A 20179-nucleotide genomic window follows, 5' to 3' on the forward strand; every position below is an offset into this window, starting at 1 on the left:
CGCTGCCCCGCCTCTCTCACTCTCGCTGCGCCTCAGCTCGCTGATGACCTGCATGAAAAAGCCCGGCCGAACTGGCCGGGCTTCCATGATCTCTATCCTCAAACTCCGGTCGTCCCGGACCGCGGGTCACTCCGCAGCGATGATCTCCTCCACCTCATCAGGGCCTTCCGTCGCCTCCTCGTCCTCGCTGAGGAAAGCCGGCAGGTTGTCACCACCTTCGCCCTCAGCTGCCGGTGCGACATCGGTCTCTGCTCCTCGCAGCGGCTCCGGCAACCAGCCGCTGCCATCGAGCAGCCGCTCAGCCTCGCGTGCCATGTCCGACTTCTTGAGGTGCTCGATGAGCTGCGCCGAAGCCTCGCCCTTGGCCTCGCGCACGGTTTGCAGGATGCGATGCTTGGTGACGCGACCGAGATAGTTGTCCACGGTGGGCTTCCAGCCGGCCCTGATCATGTCGAGCCCGACGGCGCGCGACAGCCGGTCCGCCTGTTCGAGGCGACCACGGATGCCATGCGCAGACTGGCGTCCTTGATGCACCCGGTTGGCGGGCTCGGAGATCGCGTTCACCGCCTGCGCGGCGCAATGGGCGAAGAGTTCGGCCTGCGCCGTCCCATCCATCGCGGTTAATGCCGTCCAGAGGTCCTTGTCGCTGGCAGGCAGCTTCGCCTTCCAGGCCGCGTGACGGGCGGAAATCGCCTTTGCCGGCATGCTGTCCTGTAGACCCGGCGGCTGCTCGGGAAAGCTCGGACTGCGAAGCGAGATCTCCAAACAATTGAGCGCGGAGCCGAACGGATAGAACGTCGCCAGCACGAAGTTGTGCAGCACCGCCTGGAAGGCAATCGATGGCTGCTGCGCCAGCGCATCGCGCAAGGCAAGCGTGCGATAGGCTGAAAGCTCAACGATCAGGCGTTCCGGCAGAGGCCGTTCGACGTCCTCCCCGTCTTCATCAGGCACCTCGAGCTGGCCGCTGCCGATCACGATCGTCGGCGCCGTTGCCCTGACCTCCGCGTCCGGAATGCCGGTCCGGCCATCGGCGTCCGTACCAGCTTCGGCACCCAGCTGGTCACTCGTCGCGGCGACCTCATCCTCCGGGCGGACGAAGCCGCGGGCGACCCGAAGCCGGCCCTCGGAGTCGACGCTGACGAACGCGCCGGCTCGCGCCATCTCTGCCGCATGGAAGATCATGGGCCGTTCCTCGAACGATTGCAGCGCCTCCTCGATCTCACCGAGGCGCCGATCGACCTCGTCGGGCAGTTCGTCGGCCTGACCATAATCCGCTTCGAGCTTGGCCTGTTCGGCCTTCAGCGCTTCGATTGCGGCCTGCTCACCTGCGGTGAGTTCGGCCGGTTCGCCCTGAAGCTCGCGCAAACCATGGGTATGCCCGAACGGGAAGTCGAGGGCGGCAGCGATCCACTTCCAGCCCTCGGCGCCGATCCGCTCGGCCTCGGTCTGCAGCTTCTCCGCCACGAGGCGATCGAGCAGCGCGACATCCTGCAGCCAGCCGCCGTCGTCGGCCTCGAACAGATCCCGCAGCACCACCCCGCCAGCAGCCTCATAGGAGGCGATCCCGACGAATTGGACTCTGCGATCGAACGCCCGAACCGTCTGCTCCGTGAGCTGACGGCGGATCTGATACGGCGCATCACAGCTGGAGCGGCTGACCTTGTCCCAGACCTCCTGCTGGCGCGCATGATCGCTCGTGACCGTGAAGGCCATCAGCTGCTCGAGCGTCATGCCGTCGCCGGCGTAGACATCGAGCAGTGCTGGCGAGACAGCGGCCAGCCGCAGGCGCTGCTTGACGACCGCAACCGCCACGAAATGCCGCGCCGCGATCTCCTCCTCGCTCATGCCGCTGTCACGCAGCGCCTGGAATGCGCGAAACTGGTCGAGGGGATGCAGGCCGATGCGCTGATCGTTTTCGGCGAACGAGTCATCCAGGGCCGAACCGGAATCGCGTACCACGCACGGTACGGCTTGAGTCTTCGCCATCCGCTTCTGCTTCACGAGGAGCTCGAGCGCCCGGTAGCGCCTCCCACCCGCCGGCACCTCGAACATCCCGGTCTCCTTGCCATCATCACCGAGCACGGCGCGGACGTTCAAGCTCTGCAGCAGCGTCCGTTCGGCGATGCTCTCCGCCAACTGTTCGATGGAGACGCCGCCCTTGATTCGGCGGACGTTGGATTGGCTCAGGACGAGCTTGTTGAAGGGAATGTCGCGCGACGGCGACAGCGTGATCTTCTGGGTAGCCTTGGTCATCGCTCGGTTCTCCACGACGGGCGGCCCAAGAACCTCTCTCTCAGACCTTCAACCCGTCGCAGAGCACCTCTCGCCCTCTTGCTCTCCTCCACTCGACCCCGGAGCGCCGCCCTCAGGCAGCGGCGCAACCCGCTCCGATCGTCTCGACCTGCTCAGCCGCGTCCGATGCAAAGCCAAGGAGATAGTCCGCCACACGGCTCGCCTGGCTCGCCGCCCGGACGATGGCGCGATTGTCCTCGCGCAGGACATCGAGCCAGGCGCCGATATAATCGGCATGGCGCACGGTCGGGAGGATGCCGAGCGCAGCGCAGCTGAAGGCGGATGCGATTTCCGCGATCAGCTCCTCGAACGCGTATTTGCTGCTGCCGAACCGGCCCGAGAGATCGCGGTTCAGCCGCGACGAATGCCCACTCGCATGGGCGAGCTCATGCAAGGCTGTGCGGTGCCAGTTGATCGGCTCGAAGAAAGCGGCAGGCGGCGGTACCTGCACGAAATCTTCCGCGGGGGCATAGAATGCGCGGTGACCGCCAATCCGAAAGTCGACGCCACTGTTCGCGATCAGCGTCTCCACCAAAGGCTCGATCGCTCCGGGCGGCGGCGGGGGCGCCACGGTTGCGATATCGTCCGGCAAACCGTCGCATTGGTCGGTGTTGAAAACGGTAAACCGCTTGAGAAACGGAATCGCCTGCGCCTCCTCGCCCACCTCGCGGGCACGCTGCCGCTCATCGGGGGGGACAAAGCGATCGGCATAGACAACGGTGATACCGCGCTCGCCTTTACGAACATGGCCGCCGACAGATGACGCCTGCCGGAACGTCAGCCAACTCTGGCCGGCAAATCCGTACTCGATCACGCCGCCCCAGAGAATCAGGACGTTAATCCCGGTGTATGCCCGACCCGTCGTCGCATTCCTAGGCAGGGCAAGCTGGGCGTTCGCGGCTTGCGTGCCCCAGGGCTGCACCCAGGGCACACGCCCGGCCTCCAGCTCGCCGATGATCTTGCTCGTGATCTCCTCATAGAGGCTCGCCCGGCCCTCGCCAGCGCGGCCACCAACTCTCCGTCCCTGCATCGCGGTTCTCCGCGACGGGCGCGGCGAACCTCTCTCGCCGCTTCCAACCCGTCACGGCCAACCCGGCCCGCACTCTTGCTCTCAAGAGCCTCTCAACGCGCCGACGGGCGGTGCCACCGCCTGCAGTCGCGAGATCAGTCAACAAGGCACCCGAAAGCGGGAAAGTGCTGGCGGCCGTCGTGCAATGATGACGGGGACCGCGAGCGAGTGCGTCTAGCAAGCGATCCGCCGTTGTTCTGCGCAAAGGGATCGAAGCAGGACAGCCGCGACGCCCGGCGACTCGGCTCACGACGCCCGGGAAGGCTCTTGCCGAACCCGTCCGAGCAGAATGCAACATTGAATAGGCGCGGGGGATTTCTCGACTGTATCGCGAGCTTTTGTCTAGCGCCAAAGTTTCAAATTCGGAGCCAAAAGTCTTCTTCGGTTCTTCCGATCTGGAGACGTGCGGAGGAACAAGAGCCGGCTTTCAGTCGCCGGTCCACTACAGACGGTGTAACCTGAACCTGACAGTTCGCGGTCACTTACGGGACCGAACCTTGCAATCTTGCGGCTGCGGATCCCTAACGTGAGTCAACTTGGATCGATGAGGAGACATAGGGATTCGTCCTCATGGCTCTTCGCCGGCCGCGTGCGAGAAGATGAGACTTCAGCGACGGATATCTGGCGGAGTTGTTCCAGCATTGCTCACCGCATATGACCTGCAAAGATTATAGGTTCTGCGGCCTAATGCTTCGTCCTTTGTCCACAGTCGATAGAAAGATCGAAGGCATGCAGCGTGCGGGATAGCCGGATCGCCGATGCGCTTGAGAATGGCCCGGTCTTCGGCAGTTGCAGCACCTTGGGCTTCCGCCTCTAGAGCGCCACCGAACAGCGCAATAATCTGCGCGCGCTCTCGATGTAGTATTTCGCGAATATTGAGACCGAAAAAGTCGATGATCACACGGCCGCGCCGATTGCGGGGCCCACGTCGCACTGCAGGGACGGCGGTAGTCGCAACGAACGATATCAGCGTCTCGGGGTCAGCATCGTCATCCCCGATTGGATTGCAGAGATACTGCTCTTCTTCCGCAAGCGCTGCGGGATCGTCAGCATCGTCGCATCGACGGCCTGCGATGGGAAAGAAGTTAAGCTTAAAAATTGTGTTACAAACTTTGCAGGCAGCCGCGTAATTTCTGATGTCGTACGCGAGCCACCAATATCCGGCTTTGAATTCATCTCCAGTCGCGAACGAATAGCTGAGCGAGGCCTGCCTACGGCTATCAGGCCAGACCGGAACGGAATTCTTGGGACGGAAATGCTCGACGTCGTACTCGATCTTTCCGTACATGACTCCTTCGAACTTCCGCTCGCAATAGGCGCACTTGTCGCGCTGTATGGCGATCAAGATGGGCTTGATATCGGACCAGATCGACGATTTCTCCTGGAACGCCCTCAGGGTTCTTAACTTCTCGGTACGTTTCGCGGCCTTCGAAAGCCACTTAGCATCGAGCGCGCTGATCGCTTCCTTCATTTCCGTCCGTGTACACGAGTAGCGTATCATTTCCGGCCGCGCGACGCCTTCGCTGGACCAGAGCCGGCAAGCTTCTCCAGAAACGTCAGAGCCGCAGCGGAGTCCCCTTCCGCGGCGCGATTAAATAAAGCCGATGACTCGTCGACGAATGCATCGGGGCGCGTCGTCTGCAGGCCGAAATACGAGGACAGAAGAAGGTCTTCTGCGCTGCGCCCGTAAACCTTTTCCTCCAGCTGCTTGATCGTCGCGGTCCCGTCCTCAGCGGTATCTGTCACGAATACGTTTTCCTTCCTCACCGAGCTCGCAATCAACGGGCTGTGCGAGGTGAGCACGAATTGCAGGCCGGGAAAGGCCCTCTGCAGGGTGGGAACGACGGTGCGTTGCCAAGCGGGGTGCAGGTGAAGGTCAATCTCGTCAACTAGCACGATACCCTTGACTTCGTCGATCTGCTTCTGAAAACCGGCAACATCGGTCAAGTGTCCCACCAGATCGCCGACCCAACCCACGAATGCCTTATATCCGTCAGAGAGAGACGAGAATGGCATCGGCGTGCCCTCGAAGTCGAACAGATACTGCTCCTCTTGCTCGTCGAAGGCGCCACGGAAGCGAATGGAATCGGGAAGAATGCCATCAATCTTGGCGATCGCCTCATCATGCAGTTTCAGGTTCTTGGAACGAAGCTTCGGCAACCAGCTCTGCAACGGCCGCAAGGCGACATGATCCTCGAAGAGCCCCGCAATTCTCCGGTACCGCAGACCGCGGCGTCGGCGTTCGCTTCCCGACGAGTAGTCGGCAGTCTCTACTCTGCGGGTCGCACCGTATCCGGCGACGAAGAATGCGGGAGATAGCTCATCGTCAATTACGTCTGCGATCGGGGAAGTCGGCGTCCGCTCCAGATGAAGGCGGTCAAGGCTTCCGCTGGGTCGAGTTTCGATCCGGGCCAGCATCTGGAGATTTTTTCTGACCGAAATGCCCGGGTTCAGCTCCTCTTTTTCTGGCACCGCTGCGACCTTGAGGAGCGCATGAGTCACCGGCTCCGAACCTGACTTGGGACGTCGGACCAGCCTATGCGGCACGAACCCCGAATCGAGCAGTGCGGGAGCGAGAACGGCGATAGCCAAAGCGCGCAAGACTGAGGACTTTCCGCCGCCATTGTCGCCAAGGATCAGGTTGATGTTCTCCGTCTCAGAGACGGTGCCAGTTTTGCGTCCAGGGTACTGAAGTGCGAGTTCGGCTTTACCGAAGCACTTGAATCCGTAGATGTGCAGCGATTTCGCGTACAAGTCGGAACTTTCTAATGGGTATCACTTAAGATATTCCCACATGTGGGCCATGCCAAGCCGAAACAGCGGCCTCGCGCCCGGACACCATGCCCTGCGCGCTAGCGGGCTTGGCGAGCACGCTTGGCCTTTCCGCTGGTTTTCTTGGGTTTATTCGGTGGGAGAACCGTTACGTCGGCTCCATCGTGGCAGAATACGCGCAGACGCGCATTGCCTCGCCCACAAGCCGTGGCAAGGCCGTCGATATACATGAGCAATTGCCAGTTCCGGTTGGTCATGCCTCCCTTCACGCTTTCGGCGAGGTATCTCAGATCCATGAGGCGTGCGGCGACGATCCAGATTTCCCGTGACCAGGAGCGGTTGGTGACAGCTTCCGCGACAGCGGTTTCGATCGCCTTGATGTTCAGGCCCGCCGTGTTCTTGAACACGCGCTTCAAGCCTTTGAGCTTGACCGCGTTCGCCTGAACTTCGTTCTCCCAGCGCTTTTCGGCGATCTTGGGAGGTAGCGAGGTGGTCGAGCAGAACGCGAGCGACGCCAGAGCTTGCCGCCCGACCACCTCAAGAGCTGTAATGCTTTCCTTGTGAACGTCGCTGGACGCCTTCGCATGTATGATGGCGGCGGTCCTATTCGACGTATCGACGGCGAGAAAGTCGCCCACCTCTTGTCCATCGTCGTCGCAGACGATCAGGTCGAAGCGCGTCGCTGCTTTGCCCAATTCTCCCCACTCGGCCCGCACTGGGCGGCCGATATCGTGATCAGCCATCGCCTTAAACAGCCCGAACAACGAATCTTTCATCCAGACAGACCGATCCTTGCCGTACAGGTTTTCGCCTTTTTCGGTCATGATGTTCGCGAGGATCGGGACCGCCACAGCGTTCTGCAACTGGGGGATCGTACCGTCGGGTCGCGGCCGAAAACCCTGCGGCTCGTAGAAACTACCGTTGGCATACACTATGCCGCCCTTCTCCGGGATGATCCGGAACGACTGCGTTCGATTTAGAAGCTGGGTGAAGGTCGAGGCGGAGCGCCTTCCTCCAGGCGAACGGGCGAGAAACCGCCCGTCGAGATCCGGACTTCTAATGCGATAGCGCCCCGTCCGCTGTACGAACTCGACCTCGCACTCGAAACGTTCACCGCCGATCCCGATCTCGAACTTGCCGTCGTCTACGTCTGCGCAGAGGTCGTCGTGCTCCGCATCCACCAGCGAGGCACGCGTGCCGATGTCATCAATGTCGTAGAGGAAATCCGAGAAACTGTCTCCGAGATCCAATAGGATATTCTTGGCGTCGGCTTCGCCGCCGACCGGTATCGCGGCGACTCGAGCGTATCTGTCAAAGACCGGATTCTTGGTCTGTTTGCCGTCTCTCAACTGGTCAGCGACGATCTTCGCCCATTCGATGTATTGCGCAATTGACAGCGGCTCCGGCAACGCGTCGCGGATTCGCGCCCGGGTCAACCCAAGATACCTTCCATACCTCCCAAGGAATGCGTACGCCGATGTCGGCACCATCGCCGGGTCGAGCAGATCGGTGAACGTATTCTCGAAAGATCTGGTGCGGGTCGCCTGAGAGCGGATCGCTCGCTCGGACATATCGAGGGATGCCGACGATATCCGCGCGACACGAACCGGCTTTCCGCTCGCCGATGCAGGGATACCGCGCGCTATATCGGTTTGATCCATTCTGCCAAGTCCCAGCTTGGCGGCATCGAAGACTATTCCGCCGGTATCATGGGCCAGAACCAGACTGCCCGATCGCACGACGATGCAGACACCGAGCTTCCACTCGGGAAAGAACTGCCTAGTCAGGAGCGGCGACGTTTGCCAGCCATAGTAAGCGATCGCGATTGCTTCCTCGGGAAGCCCAGATATTTCGATGGGTTGGAACCGATCTTCATTCAGGATCGCTTCCATGATTTCCGATCTGACCACGCTCTTGTCGAAGTCCCCGCCCAACCGGAAGACTGCCGCGTTGGCGGGAAGGCGGACATCGTCGATCTCAAGCTTGCCCTCGATTAGAAATCGCGGCCTAAATTGCCCTTCGATGTATTGGATGTCCGGCATCGTCGCCAGGAGCCGATCAGGCAGGGCCGCTTCGTTGGTCACCAGATAACTAGTGTTCTTCGCGCAGTACCTCTCGAAGTCGAGATAATGGTCCCAGGACTCCTCTATCCGCGAAACCATCTCGGGCGACGCCAGGACGACGGCTTCCTGCTTGGTCTTCCGACGCTCGTCCGACGAACGTAGCACGCGGCCGATCTGCTGAACTAACTGGCGAGCATTGCCGAATACATCGTATATTGCGACCGCAACGAAGGACGAGTCGTCGACCCCTTCGAGAAGTTTGGTCTGATGCAACCAGTACCGGACTTTGGCGTTCGCGGGGATCGACTGCGCGGCCTTGACGCTGTTGAAGCGTCTCTTCAATGCATCGTTGCGCTTGATGGCGTGGTGGATGGTCAGAGCGGCCTCGCCGCTCACGCGCTCGATCTCGTCATGAAGCATCTCAAGCTTGGCCCGCTCGTCGGCACGGACGATGATTTTCGGATGGTCGACGCCAGCGGGCGCATCGATCGATTTTGCTGCGAGCGCTATCGCCTTCGCAAACTTGGCGGCGTCCGCACGATCGCGAGCGTCAGGCTGGACATCCGACTCCGTGTCGTCGGTGAATTCGGAGAAAGGCGAAGCCGAGGACGTCGACGGAAGTCGGGAAAAATCTACGAGCTCATCGAAGCGGGGTTTGCGGACGATGCGCTTCGCGATCGCGTCGTCGATCGGTTGATTAAATACGAATCTGCCGCGCACGCGGAAGGACTTATAGTCGTTACGATAGGGCGTAGCACTAAACAGCACCGTCGGCAGATCGGCGTCGCGGACCGCTCTGCTCCAGGAAATCGCAGGTTCGTAGTGCCCTTCATCGACTACGACCAGATCGAACTTTCCGATCAGCCGCAATAGATCGGCCGCCCGGAGGTTTCCCGAGGTCGGCGACGGATCGGTCGCCTTCTCTGCATCCCTCCGAATCATATCCATGGCCTGAAGCGTTCCGACCAGGACCATGCGTTCCTCGGTCGGGTCGGCATCCAAAATTGATCTCACAGCACTAGGCAGCAGTTTCGCGATATATGCCGGCAGCACCGGGTTGCCGGTCGCTTCCCCCTGTTGGTCAGAAAAGAGAGAATGATCGCTTACCGCATAGTTCATGCGCGACCAAAAGCCGCGGCGGACATATCGGTAGAGCTGGTCAGTCAAGGCCTCTCTTGGCGTCAGCACCAAAGCTCGCCTGACAATAGGCAGGCAGCGACAAAGAACTGCTATTACGGCCGACTTGCCGGTGCCCGTAGGCATCTTCACCAGGGCGGCCTCGTTCGCGATTCCCTCGAGCGGCAGTCTGCGGTCCGCAGACAGGTAGGCGGCGATCGTCGCCAGAGCAGCCTCTTGCGGCTCCCAAAGCTTGCGACGTCGAGCCGGGTTGGATCGCCAGAACGTGAAGCCGTTCAAGTGCCGGTCGAGTTTGCGGTATTCCTCCCCGGCGATGCCGGCTGGATCGTTTAACGACGTACCGCCCCGGGCAATAAGCTCGTTCAATTTCATGACTTTTGCTGCAAAGCCGAAGTTGGCAGCTCCGGAGACGGCGGTTAGTTATTCCGGAACAGGATGCGAGCTTGCTAAGGATTTAATGCAGAACAGTCAACTTATGGTTGATAAGTCGCCGCGCGCCAATGTTCCTCCGTCACCGCCAATGGCGGTAACACCAGCTGTCCAGACGAGACCACGCCATAGATGGCAATAGTGGTTTGGGACGACGAGATCTAACTCACCAGCATCGCGGATTGCTGGTCGCCCGGGTCGGTAGACCGACTCATTCACGGCCCTCTTCGCGTGGACTTCGATTTCGGCACGGTGCCACTGAACTGGAGCGACGCAACGAACTTAAGTCGGATCTCGTCGGGCACCGCGCTGCGGCTGGACCCGGAAGTGCGGTGCATGGACCATACTCGTGATCAGGGCCTGCCCGTCGCGGTTCCTCCGTTCCGTTAGTATAGGCAAAGTTCCGCTTCTCGACCTCATGTGGGTCGGCGGGGCGATGACGGCCTTGATTCTCCTGGCGGCCACTCTCTGATCGCGCGAGGGGGACTCGACGCGGCCGAAGCGGAGGCGTCCAGGACCTGTCGAAGCACCTTGCGTTTCAAACGCCTGGGGAGCGGAGTATTCGCTGCTCGATTGTGACACCCTTGAGGTAAAGCGACTTCCCTATGTCTTCCGCTGTATTGATGGGCAACTGCGGGGGCACTTCCACCGCGCCGCACTCGGCAGAGCGCCACTTCTTTTTATCGATAGCTAGCTAGCCATTCGTCGAGCCGGGACGACGCATCTGCTTAAACGCGCTTTACATGCAATTTCGTTGCATATACTGTTGCGCACATGTCGTGACGGGTAACGACGGTGGAGCCGTAGAGATGCCGCGAGGCTATGCAGATTTCGACGCACTGACACGCCTCAGAGCGATTATGGACTATCGCCGCATCACATCCGCAAGAGCCGCTGAGCTTATGGGTGTCGAGCGGACGCTGATCTGGCGGGCCTACAAGGGCCGTCCGGTGACACGAGCCAACGCCGAGATCATCGCAAGCAAACTGCACCTGATCTCGAAAGCGCCCTCCCCACCCATCGATCATACAAATGCAACACATTTGTTGCACTATTTGCTGAATGCGGTTGAACACTACGCAAAGAACTTTCCATCCGATCCACCCCCATCCGCGGACAGGTAGGCCGCGCATGCGCTACATCGGCTCGAAGGCCTCGACCGCACAGTGGCTGACGGATTTTGTCGCTAGAAATGCTCCCGAGGCGACGTCGCTGTCTGACCCATTCGCCGGCACATGCACCGTGTCTCGCGCATTCAAGCAGGCCGGGTACCGAGTGATCACTGGAGACCTACTGAAGCTCTCCCACACGATCCAGTTGGCGACTATCGGCCTCAACCGGCCGCCCGGCTTCTCCGGTCTCGCCGAACGCATCGCGACGATGCAAATCCGGACAAACCGAATCGAGACTGTGCTCGGTCATCTGAACGCCCTGCCCGGGCGTCGACGCTACCTGTCGGAACATTTTTCGGCATCGTCCGGACGCATGTATTTCACCGACGCCAATGCGGCGAAAATCGACGCTATCCGGGATGAAATCGCCGAGTGGTCGATCAGCGGCTTGATCAACCAGGCCGAGGAAGCCTATCTGCTCACTGCCCTCGTCTTCGCGGCCGACAAGGTGGCGAACACCGCGGGGACCTACTACGCTCACCTGAAGACGCTCTCCCGAAAGGCTGTCAAGACCATTGAGCTCATGGCGCCCCCGCTCGCCGACAATCGCAAGAAGAACGTCTGCCTTCTCGCGGATGCCCGCGACGTGGCATCGCGGCAGTTCGCTGACGTGCTCTACTTGGACCCCCCCTACAACGAACGCGACTACGGAGGCTACTACCACCTGCCAGATTCGATTGTGCGGAACGACCGCCCTAGCCCCCGCGGTCGCAGCGGCGCTCCCGAGACCCGACGGACGAAAATTTCGGATTTTTGTCGCCCCGCCCATGCCGAGGCGGCATTCGACCAATTGGTCTTCGAAGCAAAGGCACGCTATATTCTCGTGCACTACACGACCACGGGCCTCATCGGGCACCGAGCGATCATGACCGGACTCAAGCGACGAGGGCCAGTCTCATACAGAAACCTGCCGGTTCGCGCCTATTCGACGACCTCAGAAACGACCGGCACGACCATGAACCGCATCTATTGGTGCAAGGTAGACGGAAGTCGGCAGATTTGATCGAACTAGACAACGAACTCGCTGTAAGGCTTAGAAAAATCCGGCTCGTTCTAGCGGATATCGACGGCACGTTAGTTAGTGCGGACAAGAAGACTTTCGATAACGTATTGATTCAAATTCGAAAGCTCAAGCCGCTCCGGATCGGTTTCTCCATAGCGACGGGTCGAACGATCCGCGGCGCATCCTTCGCAACCAGCCAGCTCCACCAAGTCGGCAGCCGGCTGCCGCCGATGATCACCTACAATGGCGCGGTGGTGCTTGCGGGCCGAGATTCGACACTGCTCAAGCGGCATTTGATCGGGCTGGATGATTTTCGGGCTGTGATCGAAACGTGCCGCCGACGCTCGCTGCGAGTGACGGCATACGCTTGCGGTTCTCAACTCGACTTCATACCGCACGAGAGCGTGTATTCCGAAGTTGCCGACTCTCCAGATACCGACTTCAACGGGATGGAAATCCGGCGGGTATCCGACCTGGCGGCCGTCGACGACGAATTCGTCGCAATCCTCGTCGAAGTTCCGGCGGACGCCGGCGGAGACCTCTTAACGGAGCTTCAGCGCGAGCTCGGCGGCCGCGTCCGCATAACGACGTCGGGAGGCCGGTACATCGAAATCTGCCATACGTCCGGCACCAAGCTGAACGCAATGGCGGAGCTCGCCAAGATGCAGCAGTTGAAGGTCGAAGAGATCATGGCCATCGGCGATAACTATAACGACCTGGAAATGATCGCAGGTGCCGGCGTCGGCGTCGCCGTCGCCAACGCGCCGGAACCGATTCGCGCCAGCGCGACGTTCCAGACGTCTTTACCCAGCGGACAAGGGGTCGTGGAGGCTTTGCGCGCATTGACCCGTGCTGTAAGAAGTTCTCCCCGCCCACATCTTCCGGTCAAAGATGTCGTTCGATGAAGCCCTAGCGCGTATTTCAGCCCAGGAAGGTCGGCTGCGTTCGACGCTCCTGTCCGAGCCCGAATTCCGGCGCGAATTTACGGATTTGCTGCGGGAAATTGGCCATCTCGGTCTCGATGTGCGTGTGACAGTGCATCGCCGCGAGCCGAAAGATGAACTCGCAGTCTACGTTTCACCAGGATCCGAGACCGACAAAGGTGGGGCCTCGGAAAAGAAGGAAATTGCCCCCGACGAACGTGCGGTCACGTCGACCGTCGAAGCCTGGTACGTCAAGCGCCCGAGGCCAGACGCGCTCCAGGTCGACACCTGCTTGAGGCGCCTCGGCGAGCTGGCCAATCTCCATTGGGGCGACCGAGACCCATTGACGTTGCTTCCTTTTCTGAAATCGGCGGGCACGGAAGCGCGCGTTCTGGCCTATGCAATCGAAGCGTCCGATCGCGGCCAATGCATAGCCGTCCTCAACACAGACCTCGACAAGTTCAAGTCGATTAACGATAGCTTCAGTTTCGAAACCGGTAATTCCGTTCTGAGGGAATTCGGCGAAAGGTTCAGGACCCATTTCGAAGACCTCGGCGTCGTGATCAGGCACGGTGGCGAGGAGTTTTCCGCGGTGCTGACACATCCCGATCCGATCCAAATCCTGGGCCGCGTTGAAGCGTTCCGCGCAAAGATGGAGAAAGATCCGATCCAAGCGATTGGACGGCCTAACACCTGCAGTATCGGTCTTTCCGTTTACTACGACGGAGACGTTCGCGCGATCTCGGGCTCTATCCAAGATCTCGTGAAACAGGCAGAAGATGCCGAACACCAGGCGAAGGCGGATGGAAGAAACTGCATCCGTCTCAACGTCGCCACCGGTGCAAAGACCGTCGCTCGACTATCAAGATCGGACATGGTTCAGGCGGCGCTCGAAGCCCGACTGGATCTTCATAGAACACGCGGGTCTATGGCTTCACAAGAAGCCGGGACGCTTCTGCGCAATCTAGTCGCCGATCGTGTCCTCATTTCGGGCGTGACGGAAGTCGCCGCCGCCGCAGAAGTGGTCGCTAGAGTCGTGGGTGTCTCATTCGGCGATGTACCTCGTGACACTGATGGTAAGCCGCCGTCACTCTCCTTCTCGGTGCCGATCTGCACCTGGGCCACGGCCGTAGCGTGGGGATACTTGCGAGCGGCGTACTCGGGCGGCCCATTCCCGGGTTCGTCCGACGTCCTTCGCTTCGAGGTCCGCGATCTAGGCGACGGACAACATACCCTCGTGCTCGTCATCGATCACGCGAACGACCGCGCTACAATCATTCGGATCGCTCCCGTGGTCGCGGAACTAGCCGACGTCGAGCCGGTCACCATCGGTCGTCCCTGGTTTCCGCACACGAAGGCGCCCTCCGACGCCTTGGTCCGCTACGACACGCCAGGCACTGGGTCAGGCTACGCGCTTTCGCCGTGCCTACTGCTGCCGATCGGAGACGGCGCCATCGCCCTCGCTAAATCCATGCGCCACTTGGTTGCGGACATCGTCGAGATCGACGATCGTCCCGTCGACGGCGGCGGTCTTCCCGACTTCTGGCAGAGTAACGTTTCGCGAACTGTACGAGCGTGCCTTCGCAATCCGAACATCCAACGCATCATCGTACTCGGCAAATCCGCCAACGCGAAGGCCACCCTCTCGCGCCTCGACATGGATGAAGAGGCCTGGACGCGCGGAATGCACGATCTGTATCGTCGCATCAGCATTTCGCTCGAACATCTTCTGACGTTCCGGAAGAGACGGATCGGCATCGACCGGATCGAAGAGCCGAACTCCCAAAACGTCCGATACGCCATCTTCGAAGTGACGTCTTCCATCGAAATGAGCGAATCTGTACCGCAGACTATCAACCTGGAAGAAGAAGCGAAGCGACGACGGATTTCTGCCGCGCCGCAGACCGAAAACATCCGCCTCCTGCCGATAGATGGTCTGAGGACGACGACGATGACCGACGCCTACCCGCAGGCGATCAACCTTCTTCGTTCGAGCGATGCGCCGTATCAGATTGAGTCATCTCAGCGCCGCTTCCGTGAATTCCCGAGCTTCAAACTCGTGCTCACGAGCCCATACGTGGAGACGGTGCCTGACTACTGGAAGGGGGAGAGGGAAACGCTCAACGACTACGTTGGTAAGAATTTTGGTCGGCAGAATGGCCTGTTTGGCAAGCCACTGCATGCGGAGACGGCCGACAAACCTTCACTCTACAGGCAAGGCATCGACGCGACCGTCGCTGCAGTCCGCCAACAACGTCCTACCCGACGTATATTCCTTCCGGTGAGCGCCGCGGACGCGCGTTTCGACCAACCTCTAGGCCTGTGTGCGATCCACGTGATGCCGCGTTTCCGTGATGGGAAATGCTATCTCGACTTCCAGTGGATTTGGCGGACGGTGGAAGCGCTCATCGGCTTCCCCTTCAGCGCCTACGGCTCCATCTCGTGGTCGAAGGAATTCTACGAAACCGTTACCGCAACATTGCTGCAATCGGACGCCAAGACGAACGTCGAGCTTGGCGAATTGACTTATCTCGCCCTCAGTTTCCACATGTTCTTAGACGAAGGCGATACCGAAATCGCACGTGCGATCGTTCAGGATGTCTCGACCTGACATCTGGGCGGCGTTCGCCGCCGATCCCACCGCTAGGATCATCCTGGATCGCCGCGGGCGTCACATAGCCGATGCTGCGGCGGCGATCGGCTTGGCCGTAGCAGAACGATGGTCCATCGAGGGCCCGTTCGGACCTGTTCATGCTGCGCTCCTGACGAACCGTGGCCACCCCGAGGAGGTTGGGGTGCCCGGCGCGATCGCGCTCAAGAAGCTCAGGTACGTCCGGCTCGTAGACCGCTTTTTCCTCCCCGAGAACCCCGGGCCGATAGTATCGGCCGCACTTTTCGATGTCGTGGCTTCGCACTACGATGACCTCACACGTCAAGCCGTGAACACGAAGGTGGCGGAGAGCCTACTCCGAGCGGTCTGCAACGAGCGTGCGGAACGGCAGACTGTGCTGGACTTCGGGTGCGGCACCGGCGTTGCGCATCTGTCCGCAACGCGACTTGCGCTGGAGGGCATCAGCATCGAACTCATCGGGACAGATCTTTGCGAGGCAATGCTGCGATTAGCGGCGGCGCGAGGCGAGAAGGTGATGCCTCTCCCGCAGTGGCGGTCGCTGCCGGCCGACGGTCTAGATGGCGCCATAGCCGTCTTCGTCCTGCACTACGGCGTACCACAAACGGATCTCGCTGCGCTCGCGTCTCAATTGAAGATGGGCCGCCGCTTTGCTGCTAACTATTTCAAGCCACCGCTCGGAGCCGTCTCTCGACTTGAATCGTCGCTCGCGGCCGAAGGTCTGCGGCTCGAACGTGAGGAGCCATTGGATATGACGAGCGCTGACAACGTGCTCCTCGTCTTCCGCAAGGAAAGGAGCGGGAATGTCGATTCCGACGCCTGATTCCAATCTGGAGATCTATCTACCGAGATTCCTGAAAGTCGACGGCGCATCCACTCGACCGGCCGGCGCACGTGTTGTCCCGCCACAACGAAAAGATCTATTCGCGGACATCGAACGGACCGTACCCGACGACCATGGGCTTTCAGCCGTGGGCTTCGCCGAATTTTCCGTGTCGCCCACTGTCAAGATCGTCGTCGACACCCGCGCCGTCGTTCCCGCCGAAGTTCAGTCTCTTATCTACGTGATACGCGACACCGAAGCGCGGATAGGAGGTTCCCCGTCCTGTCGTATTTCGACGCATGAGATTGATCCTTCGGCCGGGCTCTCAGTCATGACCACCGATCCGAGGCTCGTCGACGCCGCTCAGGCCGCGTGGCACGCCGTCCGTGCTCTATCCTCGGTCTCCGACGTCGAGTCCAGGTCGACGCCGAAGCTATACGGCAGCAAACTCAGACTGACTCCTCTCCTAGCCGCGGCTATCTGTTCGAACCTTCCGTCGGGCGCGCCAATTCTCGATGCCATGGCCGGGACCGGTATAGTCTCCCGCATGCTTAGTGGACGGTTCCGAGTTTCGGTCAACGACGCCAATGCCTATGGCGCCGTATTCGCACGCAGTCAGGGAGCCACCCTGACAGGCGACGCCGACAAACTCATCGAACGCCTCCGGCACGTAGCGTCTCGAAATTACGAGGCGCTGGTCGGTTTGGCGCCCGCAAGCTTCGCTTCCGAAGCCGACTTTTTCCATGGTGATCTGAGTGACGAACGCTTCGGCGACTACGAGCGATTCTGCCGGCAGCAGGTTATCGCACCTTCGGAAGGCTCACCGAGCGACGCACCCTATCAGCTCTGCTTGGCGCGTTACGCCAATTCGTATTTTGGCGTTGCGCAATGCGCTCAATTAGACAGTCTGCGCGCAGCGATCGACGAGATCAGTCCCGAAGCGACCCCACAGCGCGATCTGCTTCTATCCGCACTCCTGATGGCGGCAACCGTCTGCAGCACTGGCCCCCATTTCGCCCAGCCCCGTAAGCTTACGAGGGCGAGCTTTCGCGACACCGTCGAGCGCCGGGCGCGTAGCGTCATATGGGAGTTCGAACTAGCCGTCCGGAGAATGGCCGCCAGGCCGCCCTTGCGATTTCCCATCGAGTCGGCATCGCAGGGGGACTGGCGCGACGCCGTGACCCAATTCGCGCGACGCCTAGGCGAGCGTCGGCCCGCCGCTGTTTACTTCGATCCGCCCTATTCGAAGTTTCAGTATTCCCGCTATTACCACCTACTCAACGTCCTCATCTCCTACGATTATCCTTCGATTCATGGAGTCGGACGTTACCCGCCACTCGTCGATCGCTTCAGTTCACGATTCGAGCACAATTCAAATCCAGCCCTGAGCGAGTTCGAGGATGCCTTCGATCTTTGTCGCGCGCTGGGCCTGCGTGTATTCGTGAGCTACAGCAATCGCGGCCTTGTTTCTGCCGACGCTCTCGTAGACGCGATGTCACGCCGCTTCGCCGAAGTCGTCGAATTCTCCGACAGGATCCGGCATCACTCCCAAGGCACCAGGCTCGGTGATCATCTCGGATACGTGACCGAATTCGTGCTGGCGGCACGTAACGACTAGATTCCTTCCGTCGATCAAACCTGTCGCTTCTAGCGTGAGACTCTTGCCCCGACGTTCCAAAGCGAAAAGAAAATGGCTTTGGGTGGCGATCGAGGGGCAGGTCATGGCAATACACTTCAGGAGAATTCTAGCAGCTGGTTCGCGACAAAAGTGACTCGAATCGGACCGCCTTACCCCCATGGACACGCCAGAACCGCCGATTGCGCTACGCGCCACGGCTCTCGCTGTCCAAAAGCGCATCGTTCTGTAAGCCATTCCTTGCTGCCGATCTGCAGTTCATCGGTCAACGGATGGCACCGACGGAATGCCAAAGCGCAAAGGCGACAAACTTGCCAGGGTCAAAGCACGCCCGAGTCCGGATCAGTGGGGCGAAGACGAGGTCATGACACTCGTCGAGGCTTCCGCCGTGTTCTTCCCAGAAGGTCCCCTCACCTTGTCATCACTGCGAAGGGCCGCAGCAGCAGGGATTCTTGAAATCGCCAAAGTTGCGGGCAAGGATCTGACCACCCCCCGCGCCATTCGCAAACTGGTCAAGCCGTCATGCCAGGCCGCAAAGCCAAGCCGCCGCGACTCTGGTTCAGAGAAGATGACGACTGCTGGGTCATTCTCGACCAGGCCAACGGAAAACGACGGCAGATCCGCACAGGCTGTCGCCGCGACGACACTGATGGCGCAGCGAAAGCGCTCGAGAAATACATTGCCTCAAGACACACTTCCCGTGTTGGAGTAACGGACCCTCACTTCCTTCCGATTGCCGATGTCCTGACTTCGTATGAGCTTGCGAAACGACCGAAGAGCGATGACGTTCGGGCCAACGCGCAGCATGATCTACTTCTGATCCGCCTGCTCGATCTCAACATGTTCTTCGGCGCCAGGATGCTCGCGGACATCAAGGCGCAGCTCTGTCGCGATTTCGTAGACTGGTCGACCGGCATCGCGAACGAAAACAATCGACGAGCCCGGATCGCGGCGCGCAAGGGGATTGTCTCGGATCAGACGGCGCGGCGGCGGCTCGAGGACCTTCGCGCAGCCGTCAATCTCTATCACGCGGAACACACGCTCGATGTCGTCCCAAAGATATCGCTGCCCGAAAAGACGAAGGGCAGAGAGCGCTGGCTCACGCGCAACGAGGCCGCTCGCCTCCTGGGCGCGGCTCTGGGTTACGTCTGGGATGAAGGCCATGCGAATTGGAGACGCAAGCCGACCGGAGAACTGATCCGTCGAGAACGATGGATCATCAATCGACGACGCCCCGCCGCGAGATTCATCCTGATTGGGCTTTATAGCGCGCGGCGCGAAGAGACGATCCGCCGGACGCAGTGGATTCCGACAACGACACACCCCTGGATGGATTTGGAAGCCATGGTCTACCAGGGGCGTGGCTCGGACGAGCGGGCCACCAAGAAGCGCCGACCTCCGGCGAAGATCGCCAACCGGCTGCGACCCCACCTGGTACGCTGGCGCAATATCGACGCTCTTCGTTCGGCCGAGTTGCGGGCCTCAGGTATCCTCGCGTCAGGAGAGGAGATCCGTTTCGTCGTCAACCGGATGCACGATGGCCAGTCGCTTGCCGGCAAGATCCGGTCGGCTTGGGAGGGCATCCTCGAGGATGCGGGGCTTGGCGACGATGTGGTCCGGCACTCGCTCCGTCATACGGCTGCGACCTGGCTAATGCAGCAGGGCACGGACCATTGGCAAGCCGCAGGCTGGCTCGGGATGACCGTCGAGCAGCTCGAACAGACGTACGGCCACCACCATCCGGATTTCCAGGGCGAAGCTGCTGAAGCGTTCGGCGGGCGTGCTGAAAGCTCCCCACCCGGTCGACAGTCGCGCTCAGCACGGCTCTAGTCGGCGCTCACAACGGTCCGCCGACTTGGGTCGTAGGCCCAGCAATCCCCCCAGCATCTGACCGCCATTTCCATCGGCCGTATGAGGCCAGGCTTTGATCGAGCTTCCTGTTCAGGATCTCGATGGGGTGCAAACCGGCTCAAGGACGACGGACCAGTCCCTTCACCCGCCCTGAAACGCCCTCACGTCGTGCGTCGGGATGCCTCGTTGCTCGTTGCGCGTTCCAATACGACGAGCTGAGCGCAGCGATACGGCTCTAGGAGCCATTTCGTTGCGCATTTCGTTGCGGGATCGGGAAAGGCACTTCGTAAGTGCTTGAAAGAATGGTCGGAGCGGCAGGATTCGAACCTGCGACCCCTGCGTCCCGAACGCTGCGGCGCTGGTTGCATCCGTTGAAATCG

General features: G+C 60.5%; 12 protein-coding genes. 7 read left to right on the forward strand and 5 right to left on the reverse strand.

The window, feature by feature from the left end:
- Positions 1-126 precede the first annotated feature (126 nt).
- The 5 genes from ACQR1I_RS35050 to ACQR1I_RS35070 all read right to left on the reverse strand — a co-directional run bounded on the left by ACQR1I_RS35050 (position 127) and on the right by ACQR1I_RS35070 (position 9705).
- Positions 127-2253, reverse strand: coding sequence for a ParB N-terminal domain-containing protein (locus ACQR1I_RS35050; RefSeq protein ID WP_434868465.1), 2127 nt, complete (start codon positions 2251-2253; stop codon positions 127-129).
- A gap of 112 nt (positions 2254-2365) precedes the next feature.
- A complete protein-coding gene (locus ACQR1I_RS35055; RefSeq protein ID WP_434868466.1) occupies positions 2366-3322 on the reverse strand; it encodes an ArdC family protein in 957 nt (318 codons plus the stop codon).
- 646 nt (positions 3323-3968) lie between these two features.
- Positions 3969-4832 (reverse strand): hypothetical protein, encoded by an 864-nt coding sequence (locus tag ACQR1I_RS35060; protein WP_434868467.1) that lies wholly within the window; start codon positions 4830-4832, stop codon positions 3969-3971.
- A 26-nt stretch (positions 4833-4858) separates the two neighbouring features.
- On the reverse strand, positions 4859-6115 hold the full coding sequence (locus ACQR1I_RS35065) for an AAA family ATPase (RefSeq protein WP_434868468.1): 1257 nt from the start codon (positions 6113-6115) through the stop codon (positions 4859-4861).
- Between the two features lie 98 nt (positions 6116-6213).
- On the reverse strand, positions 6214-9705 hold the full coding sequence (locus tag ACQR1I_RS35070; protein WP_434868469.1) for a DEAD/DEAH box helicase: 3492 nt from the start codon (positions 9703-9705) through the stop codon (positions 6214-6216).
- A gap of 866 nt (positions 9706-10571) precedes the next feature.
- Here ACQR1I_RS35070 and ACQR1I_RS35075 point away from each other — a divergent pair.
- From ACQR1I_RS35075 to ACQR1I_RS35105, 7 genes are all read left to right on the forward strand, one after another.
- Positions 10572-10886, forward strand: coding sequence for a hypothetical protein (locus tag ACQR1I_RS35075; protein ID WP_434868470.1), 315 nt, complete (start codon positions 10572-10574; stop codon positions 10884-10886).
- A gap of 7 nt (positions 10887-10893) precedes the next feature.
- Positions 10894-11937, forward strand: a complete 1044-nt coding sequence (locus ACQR1I_RS35080; RefSeq protein WP_434868471.1) for a DNA adenine methylase — start codon at positions 10894-10896, stop codon at positions 11935-11937.
- Positions 11934-12842: an HAD hydrolase family protein gene (locus ACQR1I_RS35085; protein WP_434868472.1), complete on the forward strand. Its 909-nt coding sequence runs from the start codon at positions 11934-11936 to the stop codon at positions 12840-12842. Before ACQR1I_RS35080 ends, ACQR1I_RS35085 begins: the two co-directional genes overlap by 4 nt.
- Complete coding sequence (locus tag ACQR1I_RS35090; RefSeq protein ID WP_434868473.1) at positions 12829-15471, forward strand: GGDEF domain-containing protein; 2643 nt, start codon at positions 12829-12831, stop codon at positions 15469-15471. The genes ACQR1I_RS35085 and ACQR1I_RS35090 overlap by 14 nt, the downstream gene beginning before the upstream one ends.
- Positions 15458-16312, forward strand: a complete 855-nt coding sequence (locus ACQR1I_RS35095) for a methyltransferase domain-containing protein (RefSeq protein ID WP_434868474.1) — start codon at positions 15458-15460, stop codon at positions 16310-16312. Before ACQR1I_RS35090 ends, ACQR1I_RS35095 begins: the two co-directional genes overlap by 14 nt.
- A complete protein-coding gene (locus tag ACQR1I_RS35100) occupies positions 16293-17930 on the forward strand; it encodes a hypothetical protein (protein ID WP_434868475.1) in 1638 nt (545 codons plus the stop codon). Before ACQR1I_RS35095 ends, ACQR1I_RS35100 begins: the two co-directional genes overlap by 20 nt.
- Positions 17931-18470: 540 nt before the next feature.
- A complete protein-coding gene (locus ACQR1I_RS35105; RefSeq protein WP_434868476.1) occupies positions 18471-19778 on the forward strand; it encodes a hypothetical protein in 1308 nt (435 codons plus the stop codon).
- Positions 19779-20179: the final 401 nt, after the last annotated feature.

It is taken from the genome of Bradyrhizobium sp. HKCCYLS2038, assembly GCF_051167655.1.
Taxonomy (GTDB): domain Bacteria; phylum Pseudomonadota; class Alphaproteobacteria; order Rhizobiales; family Xanthobacteraceae; genus Bradyrhizobium.